General features: G+C 66.5%; 22 protein-coding genes and 2 tRNA genes. 10 read left to right on the plus strand and 14 right to left on the minus strand.

Annotated elements, in window-relative coordinates:
* Positions 1-8: 8 nt before the first annotated feature.
* Positions 9-1,538 (minus strand): TolC family outer membrane protein, encoded by a 1,530-nt coding sequence (locus tag AC2YHJ_RS13595; RefSeq protein ID WP_487396599.1) that lies wholly within the window; start codon positions 1,536-1,538, stop codon positions 9-11.
* Between the two features lie 216 nt (positions 1,539-1,754).
* Complete coding sequence (locus AC2YHJ_RS13600) at positions 1,755-2,411, minus strand: protein-L-isoaspartate O-methyltransferase family protein (RefSeq protein ID WP_487396600.1); 657 nt, start codon at positions 2,409-2,411, stop codon at positions 1,755-1,757.
* A gap of 107 nt (positions 2,412-2,518) precedes the next feature.
* On the opposite strand from AC2YHJ_RS13600, the gene AC2YHJ_RS13605 reads away from it, so the two are divergent.
* Together AC2YHJ_RS13605 and AC2YHJ_RS13610 are read left to right on the plus strand one after the other, a co-directional pair.
* A tRNA-Cys gene (locus tag AC2YHJ_RS13605) sits at positions 2,519-2,592 on the plus strand.
* 59 nt (positions 2,593-2,651) lie between these two features.
* Positions 2,652-2,727 (plus strand) — tRNA-Asn (locus tag AC2YHJ_RS13610).
* A gap of 1,884 nt (positions 2,728-4,611) precedes the next feature.
* On the opposite strand, the gene AC2YHJ_RS13615 is transcribed toward AC2YHJ_RS13610, so the two are convergent.
* The 12 genes from AC2YHJ_RS13615 to AC2YHJ_RS13670 form a co-directional block, all read right to left on the minus strand.
* Entirely contained in the window at positions 4,612-7,209 is a 2,598-nt protein-coding gene (locus tag AC2YHJ_RS13615; protein ID WP_487396601.1) for a phage tail protein, read from the minus strand.
* 332 nt (positions 7,210-7,541) lie between these two features.
* Entirely contained in the window at positions 7,542-8,402 is an 861-nt protein-coding gene (locus AC2YHJ_RS13620) for a hypothetical protein (RefSeq protein WP_487396602.1), read from the minus strand.
* Positions 8,399-8,968 carry a hypothetical protein gene (locus AC2YHJ_RS13625; RefSeq protein WP_487396603.1) on the minus strand — a complete coding sequence of 190 codons (570 nt, stop codon included), beginning with the start codon at positions 8,966-8,968 and terminating at the stop codon, positions 8,399-8,401. Before AC2YHJ_RS13625 ends, AC2YHJ_RS13620 begins: the two co-directional genes overlap by 4 nt.
* Positions 8,969-9,022: 54 nt before the next feature.
* Positions 9,023-9,169, minus strand: a complete 147-nt coding sequence (locus AC2YHJ_RS13630) for a hypothetical protein (protein ID WP_487396604.1) — start codon at positions 9,167-9,169, stop codon at positions 9,023-9,025.
* 615 nt (positions 9,170-9,784) lie between these two features.
* Positions 9,785-12,049 carry a phage/plasmid primase, P4 family gene (locus tag AC2YHJ_RS13635; RefSeq protein WP_487396605.1) on the minus strand — a complete coding sequence of 755 codons (2,265 nt, stop codon included), beginning with the start codon at positions 12,047-12,049 and terminating at the stop codon, positions 9,785-9,787.
* Entirely contained in the window at positions 12,042-12,377 is a 336-nt protein-coding gene (locus AC2YHJ_RS13640; protein ID WP_487396606.1) for a hypothetical protein, read from the minus strand. The genes AC2YHJ_RS13635 and AC2YHJ_RS13640 overlap by 8 nt, the downstream gene beginning before the upstream one ends.
* Before the next feature lie 25 nt (positions 12,378-12,402).
* Entirely contained in the window at positions 12,403-12,666 is a 264-nt protein-coding gene (locus AC2YHJ_RS13645) for a hypothetical protein (protein ID WP_487396607.1), read from the minus strand.
* On the minus strand, positions 12,666-12,845 hold the full coding sequence (locus AC2YHJ_RS13650) for a hypothetical protein (protein WP_487396608.1): 180 nt from the start codon (positions 12,843-12,845) through the stop codon (positions 12,666-12,668). The genes AC2YHJ_RS13645 and AC2YHJ_RS13650 overlap by 1 nt, the downstream gene beginning before the upstream one ends.
* Positions 12,846-13,065: 220 nt before the next feature.
* Positions 13,066-13,287 carry a helix-turn-helix transcriptional regulator gene (locus tag AC2YHJ_RS13655; RefSeq protein WP_487396609.1) on the minus strand — a complete coding sequence of 74 codons (222 nt, stop codon included), beginning with the start codon at positions 13,285-13,287 and terminating at the stop codon, positions 13,066-13,068.
* 115 nt (positions 13,288-13,402) lie between these two features.
* Positions 13,403-14,467 (minus strand): hypothetical protein, encoded by a 1,065-nt coding sequence (locus AC2YHJ_RS13660; protein WP_487396610.1) that lies wholly within the window; start codon positions 14,465-14,467, stop codon positions 13,403-13,405.
* Positions 14,468-14,632: 165 nt separating this feature from the next.
* Positions 14,633-14,875 (minus strand): hypothetical protein, encoded by a 243-nt coding sequence (locus AC2YHJ_RS13665; protein WP_487396611.1) that lies wholly within the window; start codon positions 14,873-14,875, stop codon positions 14,633-14,635.
* The gene (locus tag AC2YHJ_RS13670; protein ID WP_487396612.1) at positions 14,875-15,225 is read right to left on the minus strand and encodes a hypothetical protein; all 351 of its coding nucleotides are present in this window, start codon (positions 15,223-15,225) and stop codon (positions 14,875-14,877) included. Before AC2YHJ_RS13670 ends, AC2YHJ_RS13665 begins: the two co-directional genes overlap by 1 nt.
* A 185-nt stretch (positions 15,226-15,410) precedes the next feature.
* Between AC2YHJ_RS13670 and AC2YHJ_RS13675 the strand changes: the two genes are divergently transcribed.
* The 8 genes from AC2YHJ_RS13675 to AC2YHJ_RS13710 all read left to right on the plus strand — a co-directional run bounded on the left by AC2YHJ_RS13675 (position 15,411) and on the right by AC2YHJ_RS13710 (position 19,653).
* Positions 15,411-15,557, plus strand: coding sequence for a hypothetical protein (locus tag AC2YHJ_RS13675; RefSeq protein WP_487396613.1), 147 nt, complete (start codon positions 15,411-15,413; stop codon positions 15,555-15,557).
* Positions 15,558-15,667: 110 nt separating this feature from the next.
* Positions 15,668-15,871, plus strand: a complete 204-nt coding sequence (locus tag AC2YHJ_RS13680) for a helix-turn-helix domain-containing protein (protein WP_487396614.1) — start codon at positions 15,668-15,670, stop codon at positions 15,869-15,871.
* A 192-nt stretch (positions 15,872-16,063) separates the two neighbouring features.
* On the plus strand, positions 16,064-16,264 hold the full coding sequence (locus AC2YHJ_RS13685; RefSeq protein ID WP_487396615.1) for a hypothetical protein: 201 nt from the start codon (positions 16,064-16,066) through the stop codon (positions 16,262-16,264).
* Positions 16,257-16,568 carry a hypothetical protein gene (locus tag AC2YHJ_RS13690; protein ID WP_487396616.1) on the plus strand — a complete coding sequence of 104 codons (312 nt, stop codon included), beginning with the start codon at positions 16,257-16,259 and terminating at the stop codon, positions 16,566-16,568. Before AC2YHJ_RS13685 ends, AC2YHJ_RS13690 begins: the two co-directional genes overlap by 8 nt.
* The gene (locus tag AC2YHJ_RS13695; RefSeq protein ID WP_487396617.1) at positions 16,561-16,830 is read left to right on the plus strand and encodes a helix-turn-helix transcriptional regulator; all 270 of its coding nucleotides are present in this window, start codon (positions 16,561-16,563) and stop codon (positions 16,828-16,830) included. The genes AC2YHJ_RS13690 and AC2YHJ_RS13695 overlap by 8 nt, the downstream gene beginning before the upstream one ends.
* Positions 16,831-16,926: 96 nt before the next feature.
* Positions 16,927-17,157 (plus strand): hypothetical protein, encoded by a 231-nt coding sequence (locus AC2YHJ_RS13700; protein WP_487396618.1) that lies wholly within the window; start codon positions 16,927-16,929, stop codon positions 17,155-17,157.
* 1,183 nt (positions 17,158-18,340) lie between these two features.
* Positions 18,341-18,583: a DUF2188 domain-containing protein gene (locus AC2YHJ_RS13705; RefSeq protein ID WP_487396619.1), complete on the plus strand. Its 243-nt coding sequence runs from the start codon at positions 18,341-18,343 to the stop codon at positions 18,581-18,583.
* Between the two features lie 290 nt (positions 18,584-18,873).
* Positions 18,874-19,653 (plus strand): hypothetical protein, encoded by a 780-nt coding sequence (locus tag AC2YHJ_RS13710; RefSeq protein WP_487396620.1) that lies wholly within the window; start codon positions 18,874-18,876, stop codon positions 19,651-19,653.
* Positions 19,654-19,657: the final 4 nt, after the last annotated feature.

The following is a 19,657-nucleotide window of genomic DNA, read 5'->3' on the forward strand; positions in this document are numbered from 1 at the left end:
CTGCCCGCTCACGGCGACCGGCGCGCCGGGGCGGGGGCCGGCGTGATCGGCACCAGCGGCTGCACGGCGATGATCCCCTGCGGCACCACCGCCGCCTGGGGCACAGATTCGTTGAAATCCCCCGTACCCACCCAGCGGTCGCGCACCGCGTTGTAGTAGGCGCGCGGATCGTAGACCTGCACCGGCAGCGACAGGTCCTGCGCGGTTAGCCGCCCGACCGACGCGATGAGTTCGTACGATGAGTTGATCAGCGTCGCCAGCGCGCGCACCAGCCTGACACGCGCATTGAGCAGTTCCTGCTCGGCGTTCAGCACGTCGAGCGTGGTGCGGCTGCCGACCACGGCTTCACGCTGCACGCCGTCGAGCGCGATCTCCTGCGCACGGATTTCGGCGCGGGAGCTTTCGACCTGCGCGCGCGCCGTGCCGAGTGCCTCCCAGGTGCGGGTCGCATCCTGTTCGGCAACGCGCCGCGCATCCATCAGCACCTGGCGCGCCTGCTGCGCCTGCTGGCGCGCCTGGCGTACCAGGGCGTGCTCGGCGCCGCCCTGGTACAGCGGCACCGACAGGTTGGCCGTGATCTGCGCGCCGGTCTGGCGCGACCCGCGCACCTGGTTGTTGTCGATGCGGAAGGCCTGCGCCTGCGCGCTGACGGTCGGCAGCAGGGCGCCGAACTGCAGGTCGATATTGTCCCGCGCGGCGGATTCGTTGAACGTCGCCTCGACGACAGCGGGGCTGTTGTCGGTGGCGCGGCGGATCGCTTCCTGGAGATTGTTCACCGGCGGACGGATCGGCGCCGGCGGCGAAACGCGGTTCGGCTCCAGGCCGATCACCCGCACGAAGGTGGCGCGCGATGCCTGCAGCGTCCCCGTCGCCTGTTCATACTGGAAGCGGGCGGCGGCGAGGCGCGCCTCGGCCTGGGCAACGTCGGTACGGGTGATCTCGCCCACGCGGAAGCGTTCATTCGTCGCCTGCAGCTGCCGGATCAGCACCTGCACGTTGTTCTCGTTGAGGCGGACTTCCTCCTGGTTCTGCACGACGCCGACATAGGCGCGCACCGTATCGAGCAGCACGGTCTGCTCGGAGGCCAGCAGCCGGGCGCGCTGCGCATAGACCTGGTTCTCCGCCCGGCGCGTCGCCGCCGTGGTGCGGCCGCCGCGATACAGCGGCTGGGTGATCGTGGCAGTCACGTTGGCCGTATTGCGCGGCTGGTCCGAATACAGCGAGAACGGGATGCCCGCGGTGTCGATGTTCACCACATCGCCCGACGCGTTGCGCTGCACCGCGATGGTGGACTGGTTGCGCGTCGTGGTGTCGGCATAGCCGGCAGCGGCGCCGATGATCACCGTCGGGCGCCAGCCCGCCAGCGCCTGGGGCACGTTCTCATCCACCGCCCGGGCCTGGGCACGCGCGGCCAGCAGCGTCGGGTTGTTGGCATAGGCTGCGGCCAGCGCTTCCTGCATCGTCTGCGACCAGGACGCAGCCGCGGGCAGCACCGTCAATGCGGCGGAAAGAAGCATGGTCCGTCGCAAGCTGGTCATCACTCCGCAATCCCCCAACCGGATGGCGCGCGGCGACGGACCGGGTCCGTGCCACGCTCAAAGCCTAACGTAGGAAACTTAACGCACCGCAACAGGGCCACGCCAGCCCATGCGTCGCAAAGAAAGCGTGTCCGTGCCCGCCGCGCTACGCCCGGCATCGCGCCACGCGGCGTGGCGCCGTACGGATGCGCCGCGCGGCGCATCCCGGCGGGCTGATCAGAAGGCGAAGGCCGAGGCCGCGGTGAAGCCGGGCAGCACCGGCGCATGGGCGTCGAAATCGACCATCGTGCTGAAGGCCCCGCCAGCACGCCGCACCAGCAGCGCGCGCCCCGGCGGCCCGCCCGCGAGGCCGATCGTCACCAGCCGGCCGCCTTCGACCAACTGGTCCTGCACCGCATCGGGCACCGCCTGCACGCCGCCTTCGATCATGATGACGTCATAGGGCGCCCCCGAAGCGTGGCCCATCTCGGCCGCGGCCTGCACCAAGGTGATTGCACCCGGCGGCAGCGCCGCGGCGATGGCGGTGCGCGCGATCGCGAGCAGCGCGGGATCGGATTCGACCGCGATGACATTCGCGCCGATCGTCGCCATCAGCGCGGCCCCGTATCCGGTGCCCGCGCCGAGCACCAGCGCCCTCTCCCCGCGCCGCAGGCCTGACAGCTGCAGCAGCCGTGCGAGCACCAGCGGCTTCAGCATCGCCCGGCCCGCCGGCAGCGGCACATCCGCATCGGCATAGGCACGGGAGGCCATCGCAGCCGGCACGAAGCGTTCCCGCGGCAAATCGCGGAACGCCGCGACGATGCGCGGGTCCTCGACACGGTTCGGCCGCAACTGGCCATCGACCATGAACCGGCGCGCCTCGGCGAAATCCATCTCTCTCCGCCCTTCGAAATCGTGCCGGCGTTATAGGTCCGGCGGCGTCGCGGCGCCAAGCGGGCGCTTGACCCGGCACCGCGAAGCCCCGATAGAGGCGCCCGCGCGGTCCGGTGGCCGAGTGGTCAGGCAAGGGTCTGCAAAACCCTCTACAGCGGTTCGATTCCGCTCCGGACCTCCACCGCGCAGGATGGGTTTACACTGGTGCCGCTCGGGACTATACGCGGCGCCCGGCTCCGTTCCCCGATAGCTCAGTTGGTAGAGCGCGGGACTGTTAATCCCTAGGTCGTAGGTTCGAGTCCTACTCGGGGAGCCAGAGACCTTATCTAGCGCGTTGAATTCGTGGGATTTTGTGGGTGACGGGGGTTAACGCCCCCCTCCCCGCCCCCTTTCGATCCTAGTGCTTGGGTGGCCGGCACGGCCTTCTCCCCGAATCCCCAATTTCCCCGCTGTCGCACGTGTGGTGCCCCACGCGGTCGCTGGACGGTGTTTGCAGGCCTCGCCCCTATCCCATGCGCCCGGAGCCGGCCAATCCTCCAGGCCCACCACGACTCACCGAGGCGAATATCGTCGATTTTTCTGAGCGCGCATGGTTCATTGATACATTGCAGGGGAGCAATAAATGATCCGACCGCTAGTGCTGCCGTTGACGCTGCTGCCATTCGTGATGGCGTGCAACTCCGCTGACAATGTGGTGCCGGATCCTTCACGAATCGGGCTTGGAGAAGCCCTACAGGATACCGTGGCCGCGCTTTATGCCGCACAAAGAGCTTCGCAGAATGACCCCACTCGAATGGAAAGCGGGGCACTAGGAATCAACGTTTGTACCGTCGTTGCGACTTTCAATGTCACAGCTGGAGGAACCAACAACCGCGAGTTGATGGTGACGGCAGGAACCCCAGCGATCGCTCCGGTGAACGCTTCTATCACTGGAACCGCAGGACAAACCTACACAGCAAGTCGCGGCAACCAGGTTACGGTTACATTTACGAGTCCGGCGTGCAATCCAGAAGGAACGCTAGGCAGCACCAACCCAGGACGGGTTCTTGAATTAGAGCGACAAATCGAGTCGGTCCGCTCGCGCGGCGCCGGCCCTGTGTCGGGGCCGAGAGGGTGACCACCCAGCCGCCCCGCCGATCGTCCGCGCGACATTCGCACCCGGTCGGCTGACGCCTCAGAACCACCTTCTACCCCGCAGAAAACTTAGCGGCTCGACGAGCCGGATGGGGACGGAGCACCGCCCTCACATGCCCCGCGCCACGCCCTGCGCTGCGCCCGCCCCATCTCCTGCGCGATCTGCGTCTGCGATCGCCAGAACGCCCCGGGATCACCGGGGTTGGCGTCCAGCATCCATGATCCGGCTTCTAATCATCATCGTCATCGTCGTCGGAAGAGCTTCTGCAGTCAGCAGCCCATCTAGAATTGGCGCCAACTCCGGGACGGCACAGCGTTGACGCGCACAGGGCATAGGGGTTCCCGTAGTGCCCAGTGCAACTGTCCATGCAGCGAGATACTCTGCGCCGCATGCACGCCTGGAATTGTGCTGTGGACGGACCTTGTTGCTGCAACAGCCCCGCTCTCTGAAGGCAGCCAACCAAGTTCAGGGCGCGCTGACCACCTGGTAAATGAGTCCAGTCGCCAGGGGACGCCGATATATCATTTTGAATTGCTCGCACGTCCTGACCAGAGGCCAGCCCCCGGCGGTATAGGGCCTCGATACCGAAGCAATCCGCGGCCTGTTCTTGATTGGGCGCTGGGCCGCGGCGGACATGACCTAGTGCGTGGTGACCGCATTCATGAGCATAAAAAAACAATCGAGTTTGTGGTTGCAGCCTCGATAATACATATGGATTATAATATATAATAGGAGTGCCATTTCTCATGCTGGCCATTGCCACATCATTGAGTGTGTCTGACCGTATAGAAACTACCCTGACTCCAGCACTGTCTATGCAGTCAGTTAGTGTTATCTGCGCATAGGATGGTGCCGCAGAAAACCATATACATGAAATCAGAATGATTCTTATCCAGGACATAAGAACCTCCTCGGCTTTATCCCGGCGTTTGATCTAAATTAATCATAGAATAAACAGCTCTGCAATGCGTACGTTTCGATATCGATCTTCGAAATGACTCGGGTCATCCTTCACGCAGGCAGCGGCCCATCGGGCCGCGCGCCTAAGCGTCCGTCAGTGCCCCCCTACACCACCTGATCTGCTGAAACACGAAGCTGTTCGATATGGATGTTGCAGGACGAATCGTAGCTGCGGAGCTGCACGCGGACCTGCGCGGCCCAGCAATAGGCCTCCCCACCTTCGAACCGGGCGTAGGCCGTCCATGTCGGGCTGCCGGTCGGGTCGTCGCGCGTCGTGCGGATCTCGATCCAGGCGTCGGCCTCGCCACCGACCACGCCATCAACGCTGCCCCAGGAATCGATGGGCCCGGCGCGACTGTCCCATTGGTCCAGGGTGTTGATCACCTGCGCCCGCAGCGTCGGGGTCAGTCGCACGCGCTGCGCCGAGCCGAGATTGATGTACGAGCCGAAGACCGCCGATCCGGACGGCGCGATGCCGCCAAGGCCATCGAGATCCGCGATCGCGTCGAAGTCGGCCACGCTGTCGATATCGCCGAGCGAGACGAGCCGCAGGGTCGAGGACGTGACGACGGTGTTGGTCAGGAACGGGCTGAAGGTCGGGTCATAGACCCGCGTCTGCAGGTTGGTGTAGCCGAGCTGGCCTTCCTGATCCGTGTAGACGGTCGCGGCATTGGCCGAGTAGCGCCCGCCGGCATCGACTGCCTTGGCGAAATAGGTCCCGGCGCGCAGCGGCAGAACGGCGAAATTCATTGCCCCCGCCGCAGCCTCGCCGATGCTGGTGGCATTGGCCCAGGCGCTGCCGGAATCCGGGTGATGGCGGAACTCGATCCGCCCACCGGCCCGCACATCGAGGTCCGGGTGCCGTTGCCAGCGCAGCCACAGCATGCCGCCGGATACCTGGCCGGAGAGGCCGGAGATATCCGCCGGCGGCAGCGCCGCCAGTCCACCCATCCGCGCCGTGGCCGACGTCCAGGAGCCAGAGGAAACCGACGTGCGGGTCCGCACGCGGAACTCGTAATCACCGTCCTCGAGGTCCAGCACCTCGGCCGTGCGCACGTCTCCCAGCACCGGCGTCGAGGACCGCCAGTCCGCTGCACCGGCCAGGCGGTACTGCACGTCATGGGCGATGACGAAGGGCGAAGGCACCGGCGCCCAGGTCAGGATGGCCTTGGTGCGCACTCCGGCTCCGTCGCGCGTGGCGTACAGGGCCTCGGCGACCGCTATGCCAGCCGGCGCCGGGACGGAGAATGGCGTCACGAGGTTCGTGTCGGGATAGACGGGCAGCGCCGCCGCCTGGGACGGCAGCCAGGCATAGGTGGCCGGCTGCTCTTCCTGCAGGGTGACGTTGATGATCCCCGTCGCCGGGTCATAGGTGTAGGCGATGATGACGAAGGGCTTCTCGACCCAGCCGAAGTCGGCCAGCGAGAAGGCAATGGTGTCCATGACGCACAGCCCGAGGCTTGCGTAGCGCAGCGGCACCGTGACGGTCAGGCCGCTCAGATGCTTCTTCAGCATCAGCACGGCGATGCGCTGCGCATGGACCACGTCGCGGACCCAAGGGAGGTCGATATCGCGGACGATCTGCTCGCCATCCGCGGTCACGGCGTCGGGATCAGCCAGCAGCGGGAACTCCCCGGCCGTGTAGTTGCGGCGATTGTCGATGAACGTGCCGCGGACGGCGTTGAACCGCTCGCGCCTGGGCTGCTGCACCTGGACCTGCACCGGCCCGGCCATGTGCGATTCGTCGATCACCGCGACCGGGGCGCGATAGGCTCCCGCATAGAGCCGGTATTGCCCCTGCACATAGACCAGCGCCCCGCCACCGGCGGCGATCACTTCCTCCATCACCTCGATCGGCGCCCGGTCGAGTTGGAAGGAGCCGTTCAGGGTGTAGCGCGCCTGGAACTGGGTCCCGGCCTCGTCCAACTGCACCTGCTCGTCGCAGATGTTCGCGGCGGCCTGGAAGCTCGCGTAGTCGATCTCGTCGTTGGTGCAGGCGAGGCCGAAGGGCGAGCGCAGGTAGTCGAGGATCACGTTCGACCAATTCTCGCTGTGGCTGAAGGTGCCATAGCGGGGGTCGAAGACGTCGTTCTTGCCGATCACGAGCGCGGAAAAATTGGGGATGCCGCCGCGGAACAGGTTCTCGTCGTAGACCAGGTAGATGTGGAAGTAGGCGCAGCCGAACAGGCGATCGGTGGCCGACCAGCCGCCCGGGTTGGACATCAGCACGGCATCGGCGGACTGCTGCGTCCCGTCGTACCAGAAGATGTACACCTTGCCGGCCATGGGTCCGGAGACGACCTCATTGCCGCCCGGGGTGATGTCGGACTTCGCGATCCACGTATCGTTGAGCCAGATGCCCTCGAAATCCTGGCAAACATGGCCGGCGACGGGCACCACGATGGACAGACGCTCGTTCTGGAAGCCGCTGCTCTCGGCATAGACGATCGGGCCGGAGACGCGCGCGCGACCATAGACGACCCGGCGTGGTTCGACCGAGGATCGGACGAGTTGCTTGGCATCCTGCGCCGTCGCCTGCGTGCTGGGCTTCTTGGCCGAGCTCGCGATCAGGGCGTTGCCGGCGTAGGCAACCACGGCACCGACGACGGCGCCGACGACAGCCCCAATAATACCGCCGCCGACCGCCCCGGCCGCTATCCCGGAAGCCAGCGCAGCGACGACGGCAACGGCTAGCTGCGGCATGAGGCCCCTCCCAGGCGATTGCGCGGGTGCGTCATTCCTGTGGTCATACGAAAATCAGCCCAACCGCCACGCAGTGGGGGTCAAGCAATGCCCTTCCCTGGGACGCCCATTCTCGGCGGCGTCGCGTGCGTGACGGACGCCGCGCGCTTCTGCGCCTCGAGGCGGCGTCGAGACAGCATGGGCTGCGCGTCTCGCATCTCCTGCTGCAGGAGCTCGTAGCGCTCTCGTGGTGACTCGTAGGGCGCACCATGCGCCAGCCAGGCACTCAGGAATCTGGTATGGCCCTGAAATCGGAAGATCATCTCTCGCTCTCCTGCGACTGCGATATCGGCCTATTCCGGCACGATCGTTGCCACTTCATCGCGCACCGGCGCCGGTACGACGCTCGCGATGCGCTTGAGCATGGCGAGCCGCGCCGCATGGTGCTGGGATGCCAGGGAGGGCTGGTTCGGCCCGACGCGGCCGAAGATCATGGCCTCGACCACCGGCCCGGCATCGCCGGCCCATTCCTGCGTCTCCTCAGTCGTGAAGTAGCCGCGTTCGACGCCCTCGCGGATCCATATGGCGACCGAACCGTCGGGCCAGTAACCCTCGGTCCAGGGATGCGGTCGGAGATGGATCGCCGAGATGTCCCGCGATTCCAGATCCTGCTGGAAACGCATCTCCTCCTGGGCGACCGCGACCAGTTCCACGAGCGCCTTCGCGCTGCGCCGGACGATCTCGCGGTATTCCGGCGATACCAGCCGGCAGATCGCCGACGAGCGTTCGCTGCGGGCTTCGTTGAGCTGCTGATCGGCCAGTGCGATCGCACGACGCGCGATGGGCACGGTACGAAACGCGGCCTCATACTTGTCCTGCAGCTCGTCCTTCCGATCACGAACGCCGTCCTCGGATCGCCACATCCCCTTCATGATCGCCAGCGCGCTGCTGTCGTTGCGAGCCTGCAGGCTCTCATTCAACTGCCCCATCTCGCTCTCAAGCCGCTGCAGGTCGCCCTGCGCCTGTTCGAGAGCCGCACAGGCGCGGGCACGGGCGGCAAGAGCATCCTGATACGCCGTCTCGGCACGGCAGACGTGCTGCGCCAGCACGTCGCCGACATCGGCCGGCGCGGCGGGCTCGCTCTGTTCTTGCGCAACGGCGCGGCGCCCCTTCATTAGGTTGCCGACACGTTGCAGCGTGGTCGTGGGGCTCATGATCCCGAAACTCCTCTCTCGCAGATTGTGGGGAAGGCGACGCCGACTTGCTGTCGGCCGCCGGCGGCGACCCGCATCGCCCGAAGGCGCTCCTGCATTCCGGGAGCCGCAGCGAGGGTTGGAGGCAGCGCGATGCCCTCGCGCACCAGCGCCGCGCGCGCCTCGAGCAGCGGGTCCAGCGCGGCTTCCAGTTCGGCCAGGCGATGCATGATGAGGGCTGCCAGCGAATCCGTGGGGTGGCGCAAAGCGGCGTGCACAGCCGGCGTCGCGGCGGCGATGGCCTCCGCAACCCTCTCCCGCCTCGCCGCGGCTTCCGTCTTGGCCGCGGATGCGCGCTCGCCGACGCGGCGGAGAGGCGCGGTATCGGGGCTGAGGCCCGGCTGATCCAGCGCCGCCTTCAGCGCGTCCTGTGCCGTGGCTGCTGCCGCCTGCGCCTTCGCGGCCGCCCGCCGCGCGGCTATCAGCCGAACGACCTTCGGGCCGGTCAGGGCCTTCGCGATCTCTGCCCGAATGCGCGCCAGATCGCCGGCGGAGGATTCGGTGGACGTGCGACGCGTGCGTGCCATGTGCTGATTCTGCCCGCAATCGGCGGCGCCGCGGCGTTACGCGTCACTGAAAAATCACGGCAGTGAGCTGATTTCTCGCAGCACCCGCGCGATCGCCATCGCGACGGCATGAGGATCCTCGGAATCCTGCTCGGCAATGCGGCCGGTATCGAGTAGCCAGCCGATCACTTGGTCTTCCGCGACAGGCACCGGCACCACCATCTCGCCGCGCCGGCGCCGCGCACGATGGCGCCGCATCCGCTCTGCGGCCGATGCCCCGCCCGCGCGGCCGGGCGCGTCACCTGTCGCCATCAATCACCTGGAACGACTTCATGGCGCGCGGCGCGAACGCCAACCCGGCATCGAAGAAAGGCCGTGGGGGATGGGGAGCCGTTGGCACCACCTTGCGGGGGCGGCCAGAACCAGGTCGAGGGCCCCCCATTGCCGGGGCGGGGCGTTCCTATCCGGGGCATCCTTGCCTCCATCAGACCAATCAAACGGGCATCTGCGATGTGCGCGTGACGGGGGACGCGGTCCCGGCTGGCCGAAGGGCCAGACATTCGATCCCCCCCTCCCCCTGCGGCAGTCAGCCCCGCCCGCTGGCCTGCCGCATCGGGGCGATTTCCTGTGTTAGCAATGACGTTGGGTGGGGATGCGGTCCCGGGAGCAGCGTGGCCTGGAGAACGGAGCCCCCGGGGCATGCCGCACAACCAGCGCATGCAGGCGGCTGACGGGTTTGACGGGTTCCCCATTATGGGCGTCTTGCGCGCGCGCACGGGCGCGCGAACGGTTGATATAGAAAACCCGTCAGACCCGTCAGGATGGCCGATGCGGGCATCACCAGACCCCCGTGTCGGAGGGCTTCAGGCGAAGGCCGATGAATGCCGCCCCCGCTTCAGTGCGCTTCTTCGCATAGTGTCGCTCAAGCGCGGCCGAGAAGGCCTTGTTGGTACCCGGCTGTTCCCCCCGCGCCTTTGCCCACGCCTCCCAATCGCGAAACAGCGCGGCGCTCGCAGCTGTCGCATCCTTCGCCGGCTCGCAGCGGTCGGCCAGCCATTGGGCCATCAGGTCTTGCTCGACGAAGTATTCCGCCGTCGCGGCCCGGACCAGGCTTGGCATTCCGAGGCCTTGCTGCTGCCATGCTCGGCACCCGGCCATGGCCCATTGCAGGATGCCCGGGAGCTCGGCCCGCAGGACAGCCGGCAACTCTGGATCAGGAGAGGGCGGGCGATACGTCAGCGGGAGCAGGTGCAGCCGTCGGCGCATTGCGTCGTCCGGGTTCCTGATGACCGGACGATGGTTGCCGACCATCACCAATTTGAAGGCGGGATTGAACTCAAAGAAGTCGCCGCGCATGAAGCGGGCCGCGATGCGGTCGCCACCGGTCAGCGCCTTGATTCGGGACTCTGCGAGCACGCGTCCCGCCTCGGTCTCCTGGGCCAGCACAAGGCGCGCGCCACGTAGGCCCGCCAGGTCGGTCGGGTGCCGATCCTGCTGCGTCGCCATGAAGGTTTCCATGGGCGCGGTGGTGGCATAGTCCCCAAGCGCGGCGGCCAGCGTGTTCACCAGAACGCCCTTGCCGTTGCCGCCCGGGCCGTAGATGAACAGGAAGGCGTGCTCGCGGGTCTCGCCGGTGAGCATGTAACCGGCCCACCGCTGGAGGTAGGCGATCGCCTCAGCGTCACCGCGCAGCACTTCGTGGAGGAAGGCGAGCCATCGCGGGCAATTGCCGCTAGGGGCAACGGTGGTGATTTTCGTGAACAGGTCGTCCCGGCGATGCTGGCGCATGATCGCGCTGCGCAGATCGATCACACCGCCGGGTGTGTTCAACGCCAACGGATCGGCGTCGAACGCCGATGCTTCACGAGCATGCCGCCGATCGGAGCGCGCCAGGCGCTCCACCGCGGCGACCTTCTGCGCAGAGGCGATGCGGGATCCGTCGCGCGCCAGCGAGGCGTGCTGGCGGCACACCTTCCGGGCCATGTCGAACACCGTGAGCGTGGTGTCCCGCGCCCACCGCGCGCTGTCCCAGCGGAGCCAGTGCGACCATTCGGCGACGTGCAGCAATGCGCCATCGTGGGCCGATGAGAAGGCGAGAGCGATTGAATCGTCGGAGAGGTCGCTAGCGAGCTGCCGCGCGGCTTCCTCGGTCTGGAACTGATCCTGAGCGTGGCGGAACATCTCCCCGAAGTCGGAGCCGTTGCCGCTCCCCTGTGGCTGATCCTGCTTTCGTGCCTGCTTGCCATAGATGTCGAGCAGGCAGCGCTCCACGTCGGCGCGGCGCGTGGTCCACTTATCGCCCCGCTGGGCCTCCGGTACCGCGTCGAAAGCGGCGAACAAGCGCTCCCGAGCTTCGACCAGCGACACACCGGAGAATGCCCACACCCCTGCCAAGCGCACCGTCGCGGCATGGAACGTGTCGCCCGCGACGATCTCCTCGATCAGCTTCGCCTGATTGGCCTTGCCAGCACGAGGCTTCCCGTCGGCGCCCGTGGTGCGCTCGCCGGTCGAAGGCTTTCCCATCCAACCAGCGTCGAGGCCGTCGCAGAGGTCGATTGGCTGGCCGTCTACCAGCTCGACCACATGCGACGGATTCATCCGCACGCTGCCGTAGTAATAGGCCTGAGACAGGGTGAAGGATTCGCCCGACAGGATGCCGCCAAGCAGCCCGTTGAGCCTGCCGAGAAGGTGTTCCCGCTGTTGCGGTGGAAGCGACTTCGAGACTGGACACAGAACGCGCCAGCGCGGCGTGTCCTCGGTGTGCGAAGGGCTGGTGTAGACCATCGCCCTTACGCCGGCTTCATGCAGCCTCTCGATCGCATAGGCGGGATCGTGCTGCTCACCATCGTAGTCGCCTTCGATGCCGGTGATCTCCAACACGTTGGCGTCATGACGCAGGCTGCCTTTCTCGGTCTTCTGCGCGCCGAGCCGTGCGAGCTTCAGCCATGGCAGATCCGCCTTCCTCTGCTTTGTCTCGATGCGGACACGCTGCGCCAGTTCGTCCCAGCTCTCCGTCACCTCCCACTTCTCGGCGGCCCGATGGTCGCGGAAGCAGGTGAAGGTGATGGTGCTGGGCGGGTGGAGGCCCATGCCGTCAGCCATGGCGCGCCTCCCCGGCCAGAATGTCCGCCTCAGCGCTGGCGAGCAGCTGGGCGTGCGCAGGATCGGCCGCCATGGCCTGCTCCCAAAGGAAGCGGGCCGTATCCTCGCCGACCTCACCCGGCGGCCCCTTGTCGGAGTAGATGACCAACCGCAGGCGCGCGCCGCGGCGAACCTGCTTGATCAGCACGATGGCGATCAGGTCGGGATGCGTGGGGACTTCGCCGAACACTGCCCGGCGCGTGCGATAGTTCCGGCCCCGATGCTGGTCGAACCAAACCCGGTCGCCTTCGTTTGCGACGCGCACGGCCTCGCGTTGCGCGTCGGTCATGGGCGGCGCTTGCACGATTATGGGGTCAGCCATGCCCGCCCCCCGCCATGTGCCGGGCGCGCGCGGCGATCACCTCGCCGAGCCACGCTTCGTCGCGCATCAATTCTGACGCCGTACGGGATTGGTTCTCATGGAGACAGCCAAGGGCCGCCATGTGGACGAGGTAGCGGAGGCCGAGGATCTCGTCCCAGGTCATGCGGTCGATCACGGGCCGGCCGCCGACGTACTGCCCCCAGCCGGGGGAGATGCCGCGGGCGGCGGGGCTGTGATGGGTTGGGATCGCCAGCATCACGCCGCCCTCCGCCGCGCTGCGCGCCGCTTCTTCTGCGGCGGCCGTGCCGCAGCGATGGTGCTGCGCAGGCTGACGATGGCCATATGCTCGACCATCTCTGCCGCGCCATGGTCGCGACGCGCGCGGAGTTCGGCAGCTTCGGCGAGCAGCGCTCGCAAGGATTCGGGCTTGGTCATGGTGTCGTGGACCTTTCGCGAAAGGCCGCACGGCAGGCTTGAGAACGGCGACCGGTTCCGCTACATCCGGGGTGTCGAGTAGCCCGAATGTACTTCCCCAGCCCCCGCAGGCAGCCGCCGTGCGGGGGTTGTTGTTAGTGGGGGATGCGGGCCAGGCCGGCGACCGCCAGCAAGATCAGCAGCGCGAGGGCGGGACCAGCCAGGGCAAGGACGGCGCGCATCAGGCGGCCGCCTGCGTCAGCCACGACAGACGGAACCGCGGCGACTTCGGACCGACGTAGATGGGCTTCGGGACGATGCCCTTCTGCACATGCAGCCACAGCGTACTGATGGCTTGCCGGCGCCCGGCAGCGAACTCGGCCGGCGTCAGCAACGGATCATCGAGTACCGCCGGCGGCTGCGGCAGCGGGCGCTTGTTGCGGGTGGACGGGTCGGGCGTCATGTGGTCGTCGCTCCATTGCGGTGGACGACAGCCACATACTCAGGCGGCGCGGGCGATTTCCAACACTGACAACCGACGAATTACTGGCGTCAGCAATGCCAGTAATGCCAGCAATTCAGCTGCTCCGCTGCGGGCCGCGCTTGCCCCGCACTGCTCCCGGCAACCGCGCCCACGCCGCGCGCGCAGCGCGGTTCGTTGCGCCCGTCTCCTTCATGCAGGTCGCAATTGCGTCGTCGTACTTCCGCCCGCGAGCCTTCTCCGCCATCCAAGTGTCGGCCGCCGTCCCGCCAGCGATTTCGGGCGCGGCTGCGATGCCATCGACTTCAGCCGGTGCGACGTACTCCGGCCACACTCCAACCACGGCCTCAGCATCAAGAAGAAGATCGGTCCAGATTGGCGAAGGGCGAGTTTCGGCCTGCCGCGCCTCCTCCGACGTGCATGGCAGAAGCTCTGAAACGCAAATCGCGACGGGTGCGGCGAAGACGTCGGCAGGGATCCGAATGCGCCCAGGCGCTCTTGCAGGCACCTCTCGGCCAAACGCAGCGAGTTGCCCCATCGCAAGGGTGCGGCGCAGAACTTCGGCCCCCTTCCAGAAGTAGTCGAAATTCCGGCGACAGCGCGCATAACCGCCGTCGAGCCCCCAGATTTTTTGCGCATCAAGCGATTGATCCGGGTCGGTGCCATTCTCCTCCTGTGGGCGCCGAAGGATGCCCACCCAACGCGGATCCGGCACCCATTCGCCCTTCATCCACTCGTAGAGGTTTTGCGCGGCCGCTGGCCAAACTTCTGGGGCATCCATCATGCCCCGAGTACCGCGAACCGGCATGCCGAAAGCGAACCGCCCGTTGGAACTGCCCAGGCGATCGAATGCCTCCCGTAGCCAAGCCGGGAACTCTTCGCTGGACGCAAATGGCTGCGCGCCACTGGCTAGTTGCATCAGCGTGCTGAATGGGATGCCCGGGCGGAGCCATTCCTCCGCGCCCGGGTAGAACGCAGTCTGCCAGTCAAATTCAGTGACGTTCTCACGCCAGACGACCCAGGCCACAACTTGCGCCGCCGTCATCCAGCCCCGGGGACGGTTGCCAGGTAGTGCCTCGTCCCCTGGGCGCCAACGGTCGTCGAGCTGATAGGGAATGTTGCCGTCGTACGCGTCCTCGTCTTCATCGTCTTCGAGTTCCATTGCCCGCGCCTCCGATGCGCGCTCCGAAGGTCAGACGGGGGAAGCCCGGGTCGGAGTCCGGGCGTATCGGAGGCCAACCTATCCCCCGCCGTCCAGTATGCCGCGCCGCCACGGCGATCGCAGCGGCGCGACAGGGTCACTTCGCCCGTCGCGGCGGCCCCTGGTTCACCGTTCCTTGGGCAGCGCCATGAACTTCACCCCCAGCGCATCGCGCCCTGCGGCCCAGGCCTCGCGGCCCATGACCTGCACCTCGGCGACGACGATGTTGCAACGGTTGACCTCCGCCTTGTCGCCGCACTTCAGGGCGGCGGCGAACTTGCGCCGACTCGCCTGTATTTGCCGGATCAGGACCACATCGTCCGCACGGCTGGGCCGGTCATCGGCCGGCCCCATCTGACGCCAGCGCATCACAGGACACCCCGCACCCAAACGGGCAGCGCCGACGGGCGGGTGCTGTCCGGCGTCACCGCCGGCTGCGCGCTGGCCTCAAGATCGTCGTCTGGCTCAGCGTCGTCAGGGTCGCCGGGCAGCCAGCCCCAGGTGCCCGTTAGTACGATGGCGCGATCCTCGGCCGGGCAGGCGTCGTCATCGGTGCCTGGCTCGCGGTCGTCGCTTTCGTCCGCGGCATCGAGCATGCCGATCAGCACCTCAACCAGCGCCTCGATGCGCTCGCGGCGATGCTCGTCCAGGTCGATCGGCCGAGGTGTGACGGGGATTCCACCGGCGTTATCGCCAGCGTGGTAGGTATGCGCAGCCATGGTCGCGATCTCCCAAGGGTCGCGGTTGCGGTGAGGGAGAGGGATGGCGTTGGCGCGCCGCCCTCTCCCGATGTGCCACAGGCACAAGTGATACAAGTCACTGTTGGAGCCGACGGGTCAAGCGGTTTGTTGTGCCGCTTGTGCCTGTGGCGTATGTCTGTTGCATGGACCAGGAACCGCGCGACGTGCGCTTGCCCATCATGGCGACCAAGAGCGAGGTCGCGGCGATCGACGCCTGGCGCTACGCGAACCATGTCCCAACGCGCGCCGAGGCCATCCGTCGTCTAATCGAGGCGGGGCTGAAGGCGGAGAAGGCGAAGCTATCTCCGTAAGGGAGACGGAGCGCATCCTGCGCGAATGGCTGCTGCAGAACGGGCAACGCGGTGGCCCCGACCCCACGGTGCCGAGGACGGCGGCGCGCAGGGCCTGCTAAAGGATCGGGATGGCCGAACCCGCCCGCCATTTCACCGTCGCGCGCCTAGCGGAGCACTGGCAGGTCAGCGAGACCCACATCTACACGCTGATCCAATCCGGGCGCCTAGGGCATCTACGCATCGGCAACGCGATCCGCATCAGGCGAGAGGACGTTGATGCTTTCGAGCAGTCGCATTTCAGACCGCCAAGGGAGTCGAAGTGCGGTGGCTGACCCAGTCCGTGTGGTCCCTCGCTCCACTCGCACCAAGGGACCGTTTTATCTGGACCGCGCGTCCGTCGCCGCCACGCTCGGCGTGTGTGAGCGCACCTTGCGCCGCCTGGAGCAGCAGCACGGAATCCCGGTGCTGCGCATCGGCCGAAAGGTCCGCTACGATCGTTGCGCCATCGCCGCGCTGGAGGACGCATGCCGCTCACCGTCGCACCCCGGCCCGGTCGCGCCGGCCTTTGGATCACCGGCACCGTCACCCCCGCCGGGTCGGAGAAGGGGGTCCGCGTCCGACGCCGTGCTGGCAGCGATGACCCAGGACTTGCAGAAGAAGCCGCACTCGCCGCGCAGGCCGAGGAAGCTAAAGCCGGGAACTGGGTGACAGTCGCTGATGCCTGAGCCGGTCCTCAAGCCGCTGTCCGCCCTGGCTGAGTTGCTGTTGTGCTCAGAGAGAACGGCGCGCCGCCGGTTGGTGGACGCGATGGCCGCAGATCCTGGTTTACGAGTCGTCAAGCGCGGCCGCACGCTGCTTCTGACGGAGGAGCAGATGACGCGGGTGATCAGAGCGCTCGAATGGCGCCCAGCACTCTCCGCTTCGAAACTGCGGACTGCACAGGCTTGGCGCCCGCGTTCGGCGCAAGAGAGAGTGCGCGAGCGCTTTGAGCGGCTGAGACGAGAACGTAAATCAAAGCGCCATGAGTGATGCCCCACCGCGCTGGCTGGACCGCGACGCGCTCGCCCGCCACATCAGCGTGCGCGTGGACGCCATCTCGCGCCTGCAACGCGCCGGCAAGCTGCCCGAGCCGTCCTACCACCTTGGGCCGCGCCAGCCGCGCTGGGACCGGGACAAGGTGGACGCGGCATTCTCGGGCGGCGTAGCGTCGCGGTCCCAAACCCACGATCTGGCGGTGCAGGAAGCCATCAATGCCATCCTCCGAAAAGGTCGTGCGGCGGCGGCTCGCTGACGGGACAGTCAAGGAATACCGATACCAGCGCAGCGCCCTCGGCATCATCGCCCGCGCGCAGGGCATGGCGGCGCACGAGCCAAAGGAACGCGGGCGGTGAGCGCAGACAGGTTCGATCCAGGCACGTTCGGCTGCCATGAGGCGCTGCACATGGCGCATGTGCTCGCCGAGCTGGTCGAGACGCGGCTGTGCGAGCATCCCGCGATCCAGGCAAATCCGGGCTGGCAAAGTAAGGCTACCGCCGCCGCGCAGGCGCTGCAGGAACTGTATCAGGCTATTGGCGAGGTGCACCTATCGGCGGAGCAGCACGGGCATTTGGAGGTCTGAAGGCAGCGCGATGATGGCACGAGGCCTATGCTTGGCCGTGGCGGTGTGTCTGGTGGCGGCCTGTTCTGGCCCAGCACAACGCAGCGTGTTGCCGACGCTTCGCGGAGCGCCCTCTACCGATCGGCCCGCATGGCTGCGGGACTTGCCCGCACAGATCGAGCGCCACCCCGCGCCGCAAGGGTGGGGCGGCGATAGCCTTGCGGCAGTGCCGGCCGCCACCTGCTCGAGGCCGGCCTGAAGGCGGAGCAGGCCGGGCCCGAGGCCTGACATCGCCCTGCCCTTGGGCGGGCAGCAAGGCTAGCGCTCTGGCTCCTTGCCCCTCCGTATGCGCCGGACTAGGAACAGCGCGACCATTGAGGCGCCGCCAAACATAAGGCCAGTGCGCAGGTCCGCCGCGTCCCATGTCTCTGGGTAGCAGGGCCTGTCTGGCTGCTCGCGACGGCACTCTACCCACGCCAGATGTTCCGGTGAGCCAGCCCGCGGGACACGGTTGGGGATCGCAGATCCAATCCAGGTCCCGGCCAGCGCGCCCAACACAAGCGCCGCGAGCCCCAGCCCCCGTGCCAAGATGTCGAGCGTCGCCGCCGGCAGTCGCATTGGATCCTCCCACCCGGTTCCGGGATGATCCTGCATCTCCCGCCAGTTGAAAGGGAAGCAGCACGCCCGCGGTTCGGCCGCCGCCTGAGCTCACCAGAACTGGCGAGTGGGAGCCGCCGACCTTGCGCACCTTCGACAGCACTGGTGGGCAAACCACGCCATTAACCGGAACAAATTAGGAACAATTTTCCAACCGAGACAATCCACAGACCTTTAGCAAGGGGTCTTGCGCCCACTCCATGTGGTAGGCCTGCGACTGTTGCAAGACTACATCTTGTACGCAGATAGACATTCGGCGCAGGGTACTTGCCGCCGCTGCGCGAATCCGAATGGTGAAGGGCGGCGCGAGAACCGGTTAACAGGCGGCCACTTCAACCCGTGGTTACCGGCGCCCAAACCGGCCCCGCTCGCGCGGGACCGGCAGTTCTGGACCGACGGCCTAGACGGCCGCTGGAGGAAGGCCGCGCCAACGGCCTCCTCCCCTGACATTCGCCCTGACCGAGCAGCGATGCAAGGGCACTGGCGATTCTCTCCGTGTAACAGCGCGGTGTTCGACACCGCTGTTCCCGAGAAAGGGGAAAGCTCAATGAGTACGACTGCAACACGCGTTACGTACTACGTCCTGCGATCCGACGAAGGCTGGATCGTTAAGCTCGGCGAGAAGCGCTGGGTCTACGCGACCCAGCAGGCCGCAGCCGCAGCCGCCGTTTCTGCGGCCAAGACAACGTGGGCTAAGGGGACGCCGGCGCAGGTTCTGGTTCAGGGCCGCGACGGGAAGTGGCAGACCGAGTGGACCTACGGGCGCGACCCGTTTCCTCCGCGCGGATGACTGCATGGCGTGCAGCACTTCTCGTGCTGCACGCTCCCGCCTCATCGGTGTCGTTCCGTAGGAGCGATGCAGCGATAACTTCCACGAGCCTCATGGCCGCTTCGTATGAGGTGGCCTTGCCGAGTACCTCGATGCCTTGGCCAACTGAACGTGGGTCCGCCTCGTAGATGAAGTATCCCGTGTCGTCGCCCAACGACTGAAGCGAGTTGGCCTCGTAGGCATCGAGGGAGATCGGTGAGATGCATAGCTCTCTCCCGTCGCGGAGAGTTGCCGCAAAAAGGAGATGATGCATGGTCCGCTCCGATGCCCGTTGGCGCATTAACACTCGACCCCGCTTCACGGTGCTCGAACTCGGCGAGTACATGGCCGCCGAGGATGGCCCACGTGAGACGATGCTCCGAGACATGCGATATGAGCGCATAGCGCGAACACTCGTCTATCGCCATCTGCGGCAGGCAGTTGCCAGCTTCCTTGCAAGCCCAACCCGCGACCTGAGCATTCTCTCCCGCTGCCGGATGCAGCTGGAGGAGGAAAGGCTGACCGCATCCAATCCAACACAGAAAGAGAATATCAACTACGAGATCCGCGCGCTGGAATCATTCGAGCGAAGCCTAAATGCGCTCGCGCTCGCTGGGCTTACGTTGACGCGGGCCCCAGCGGCGACACCGCTCAAAATCGAGGGAGTGAACGTCAGCGTGCAGCCCACCGCGCACATCCTCGTGCGCCGTCCGCGCGGAGTGGATCTGGTCGGTGCAGTGGTCGTTGACCTCGCTAAAGGTGTTATGCCGCGAACGACCGAAGCGCAGGTCAAATGTGAGATGGGCATGAAGCATGCCGCGGTTCTTGTGCACGAATACGTCGCTTCGACCCAGGGACAGAAAGGAACGAAGCCTTCCCCGGAGCACGCCATCATTTTCCACAGCCACCGGCAGGAACGCATTTGTGCGCCGAGCAACTACCGCAAGATGATGCGCAACGTTGAAGCCGTTTGCAGGAACATCGCCCGCAGTTGGGAAGGCATTCGACCGCCGGCCAATTTCGATCCCGCTCAGGCCATCGTTCGTCGTTGACCGG

Source organism: Roseomonas sp. SRI_022, from assembly GCF_057586215.1.

What these genes read in the sequence shown, in the direction of transcription:
- AC2YHJ_RS13695 (WP_487396617.1), top strand. Translation starts at nt 16,561, where the DNA reads ATGAGTGATGCCCCACCGCGCTGGCTGGACCGCGACGCGCTCGCCCGC.
- AC2YHJ_RS13595 (WP_487396599.1), bottom strand. Translation starts at nt 1,538, where the DNA reads ATGACCAGCTTGCGACGGACCATGCTTCTTTCCGCCGCATTGACGGTG.
- AC2YHJ_RS13655 (WP_487396609.1), bottom strand. Translation starts at nt 13,287, where the DNA reads ATGACGCCCGACCCGTCCACCCGCAACAAGCGCCCGCTGCCGCAGCCG.
- AC2YHJ_RS13615 (WP_487396601.1), bottom strand. Translation starts at nt 7,209, where the DNA reads ATGCCGCAGCTAGCCGTTGCCGTCGTCGCTGCGCTGGCTTCCGGGATA.
- AC2YHJ_RS13685 (WP_487396615.1), top strand. Translation starts at nt 16,064, where the DNA reads ATGCCGCTCACCGTCGCACCCCGGCCCGGTCGCGCCGGCCTTTGGATC.
- AC2YHJ_RS13640 (WP_487396606.1), bottom strand. Translation starts at nt 12,377, where the DNA reads ATGACCGACGCGCAACGCGAGGCCGTGCGCGTCGCAAACGAAGGCGAC.
- AC2YHJ_RS13630 (WP_487396604.1), bottom strand. Translation starts at nt 9,169, where the DNA reads ATGGTGGTGCCGGTGCCTGTCGCGGAAGACCAAGTGATCGGCTGGCTA.
- AC2YHJ_RS13635 (WP_487396605.1), bottom strand. Translation starts at nt 12,049, where the DNA reads ATGGCTGACGGCATGGGCCTCCACCCGCCCAGCACCATCACCTTCACC.
- AC2YHJ_RS13665 (WP_487396611.1), bottom strand. Translation starts at nt 14,875, where the DNA reads ATGCGCTGGCGTCAGATGGGGCCGGCCGATGACCGGCCCAGCCGTGCG.
- AC2YHJ_RS13690 (WP_487396616.1), top strand. Translation starts at nt 16,257, where the DNA reads ATGCCTGAGCCGGTCCTCAAGCCGCTGTCCGCCCTGGCTGAGTTGCTG.
- AC2YHJ_RS13650 (WP_487396608.1), bottom strand. Translation starts at nt 12,845, where the DNA reads ATGACCAAGCCCGAATCCTTGCGAGCGCTGCTCGCCGAAGCTGCCGAA.
- AC2YHJ_RS13620 (WP_487396602.1), bottom strand. Translation starts at nt 8,402, where the DNA reads ATGAGCCCCACGACCACGCTGCAACGTGTCGGCAACCTAATGAAGGGG.
- AC2YHJ_RS13625 (WP_487396603.1), bottom strand. Translation starts at nt 8,968, where the DNA reads ATGGCACGCACGCGTCGCACGTCCACCGAATCCTCCGCCGGCGATCTG.
- AC2YHJ_RS13645 (WP_487396607.1), bottom strand. Translation starts at nt 12,666, where the DNA reads ATGCTGGCGATCCCAACCCATCACAGCCCCGCCGCCCGCGGCATCTCC.
- AC2YHJ_RS13670 (WP_487396612.1), bottom strand. Translation starts at nt 15,225, where the DNA reads ATGGCTGCGCATACCTACCACGCTGGCGATAACGCCGGTGGAATCCCC.
- AC2YHJ_RS13710 (WP_487396620.1), top strand. Translation starts at nt 18,874, where the DNA reads ATGGTCCGCTCCGATGCCCGTTGGCGCATTAACACTCGACCCCGCTTC.
- AC2YHJ_RS13600 (WP_487396600.1), bottom strand. Translation starts at nt 2,411, where the DNA reads ATGGATTTCGCCGAGGCGCGCCGGTTCATGGTCGATGGCCAGTTGCGG.
- AC2YHJ_RS13680 (WP_487396614.1), top strand. Translation starts at nt 15,668, where the DNA reads ATGGCCGAACCCGCCCGCCATTTCACCGTCGCGCGCCTAGCGGAGCAC.
- AC2YHJ_RS13660 (WP_487396610.1), bottom strand. Translation starts at nt 14,467, where the DNA reads ATGGAACTCGAAGACGATGAAGACGAGGACGCGTACGACGGCAACATT.
- AC2YHJ_RS13705 (WP_487396619.1), top strand. Translation starts at nt 18,341, where the DNA reads ATGAGTACGACTGCAACACGCGTTACGTACTACGTCCTGCGATCCGAC.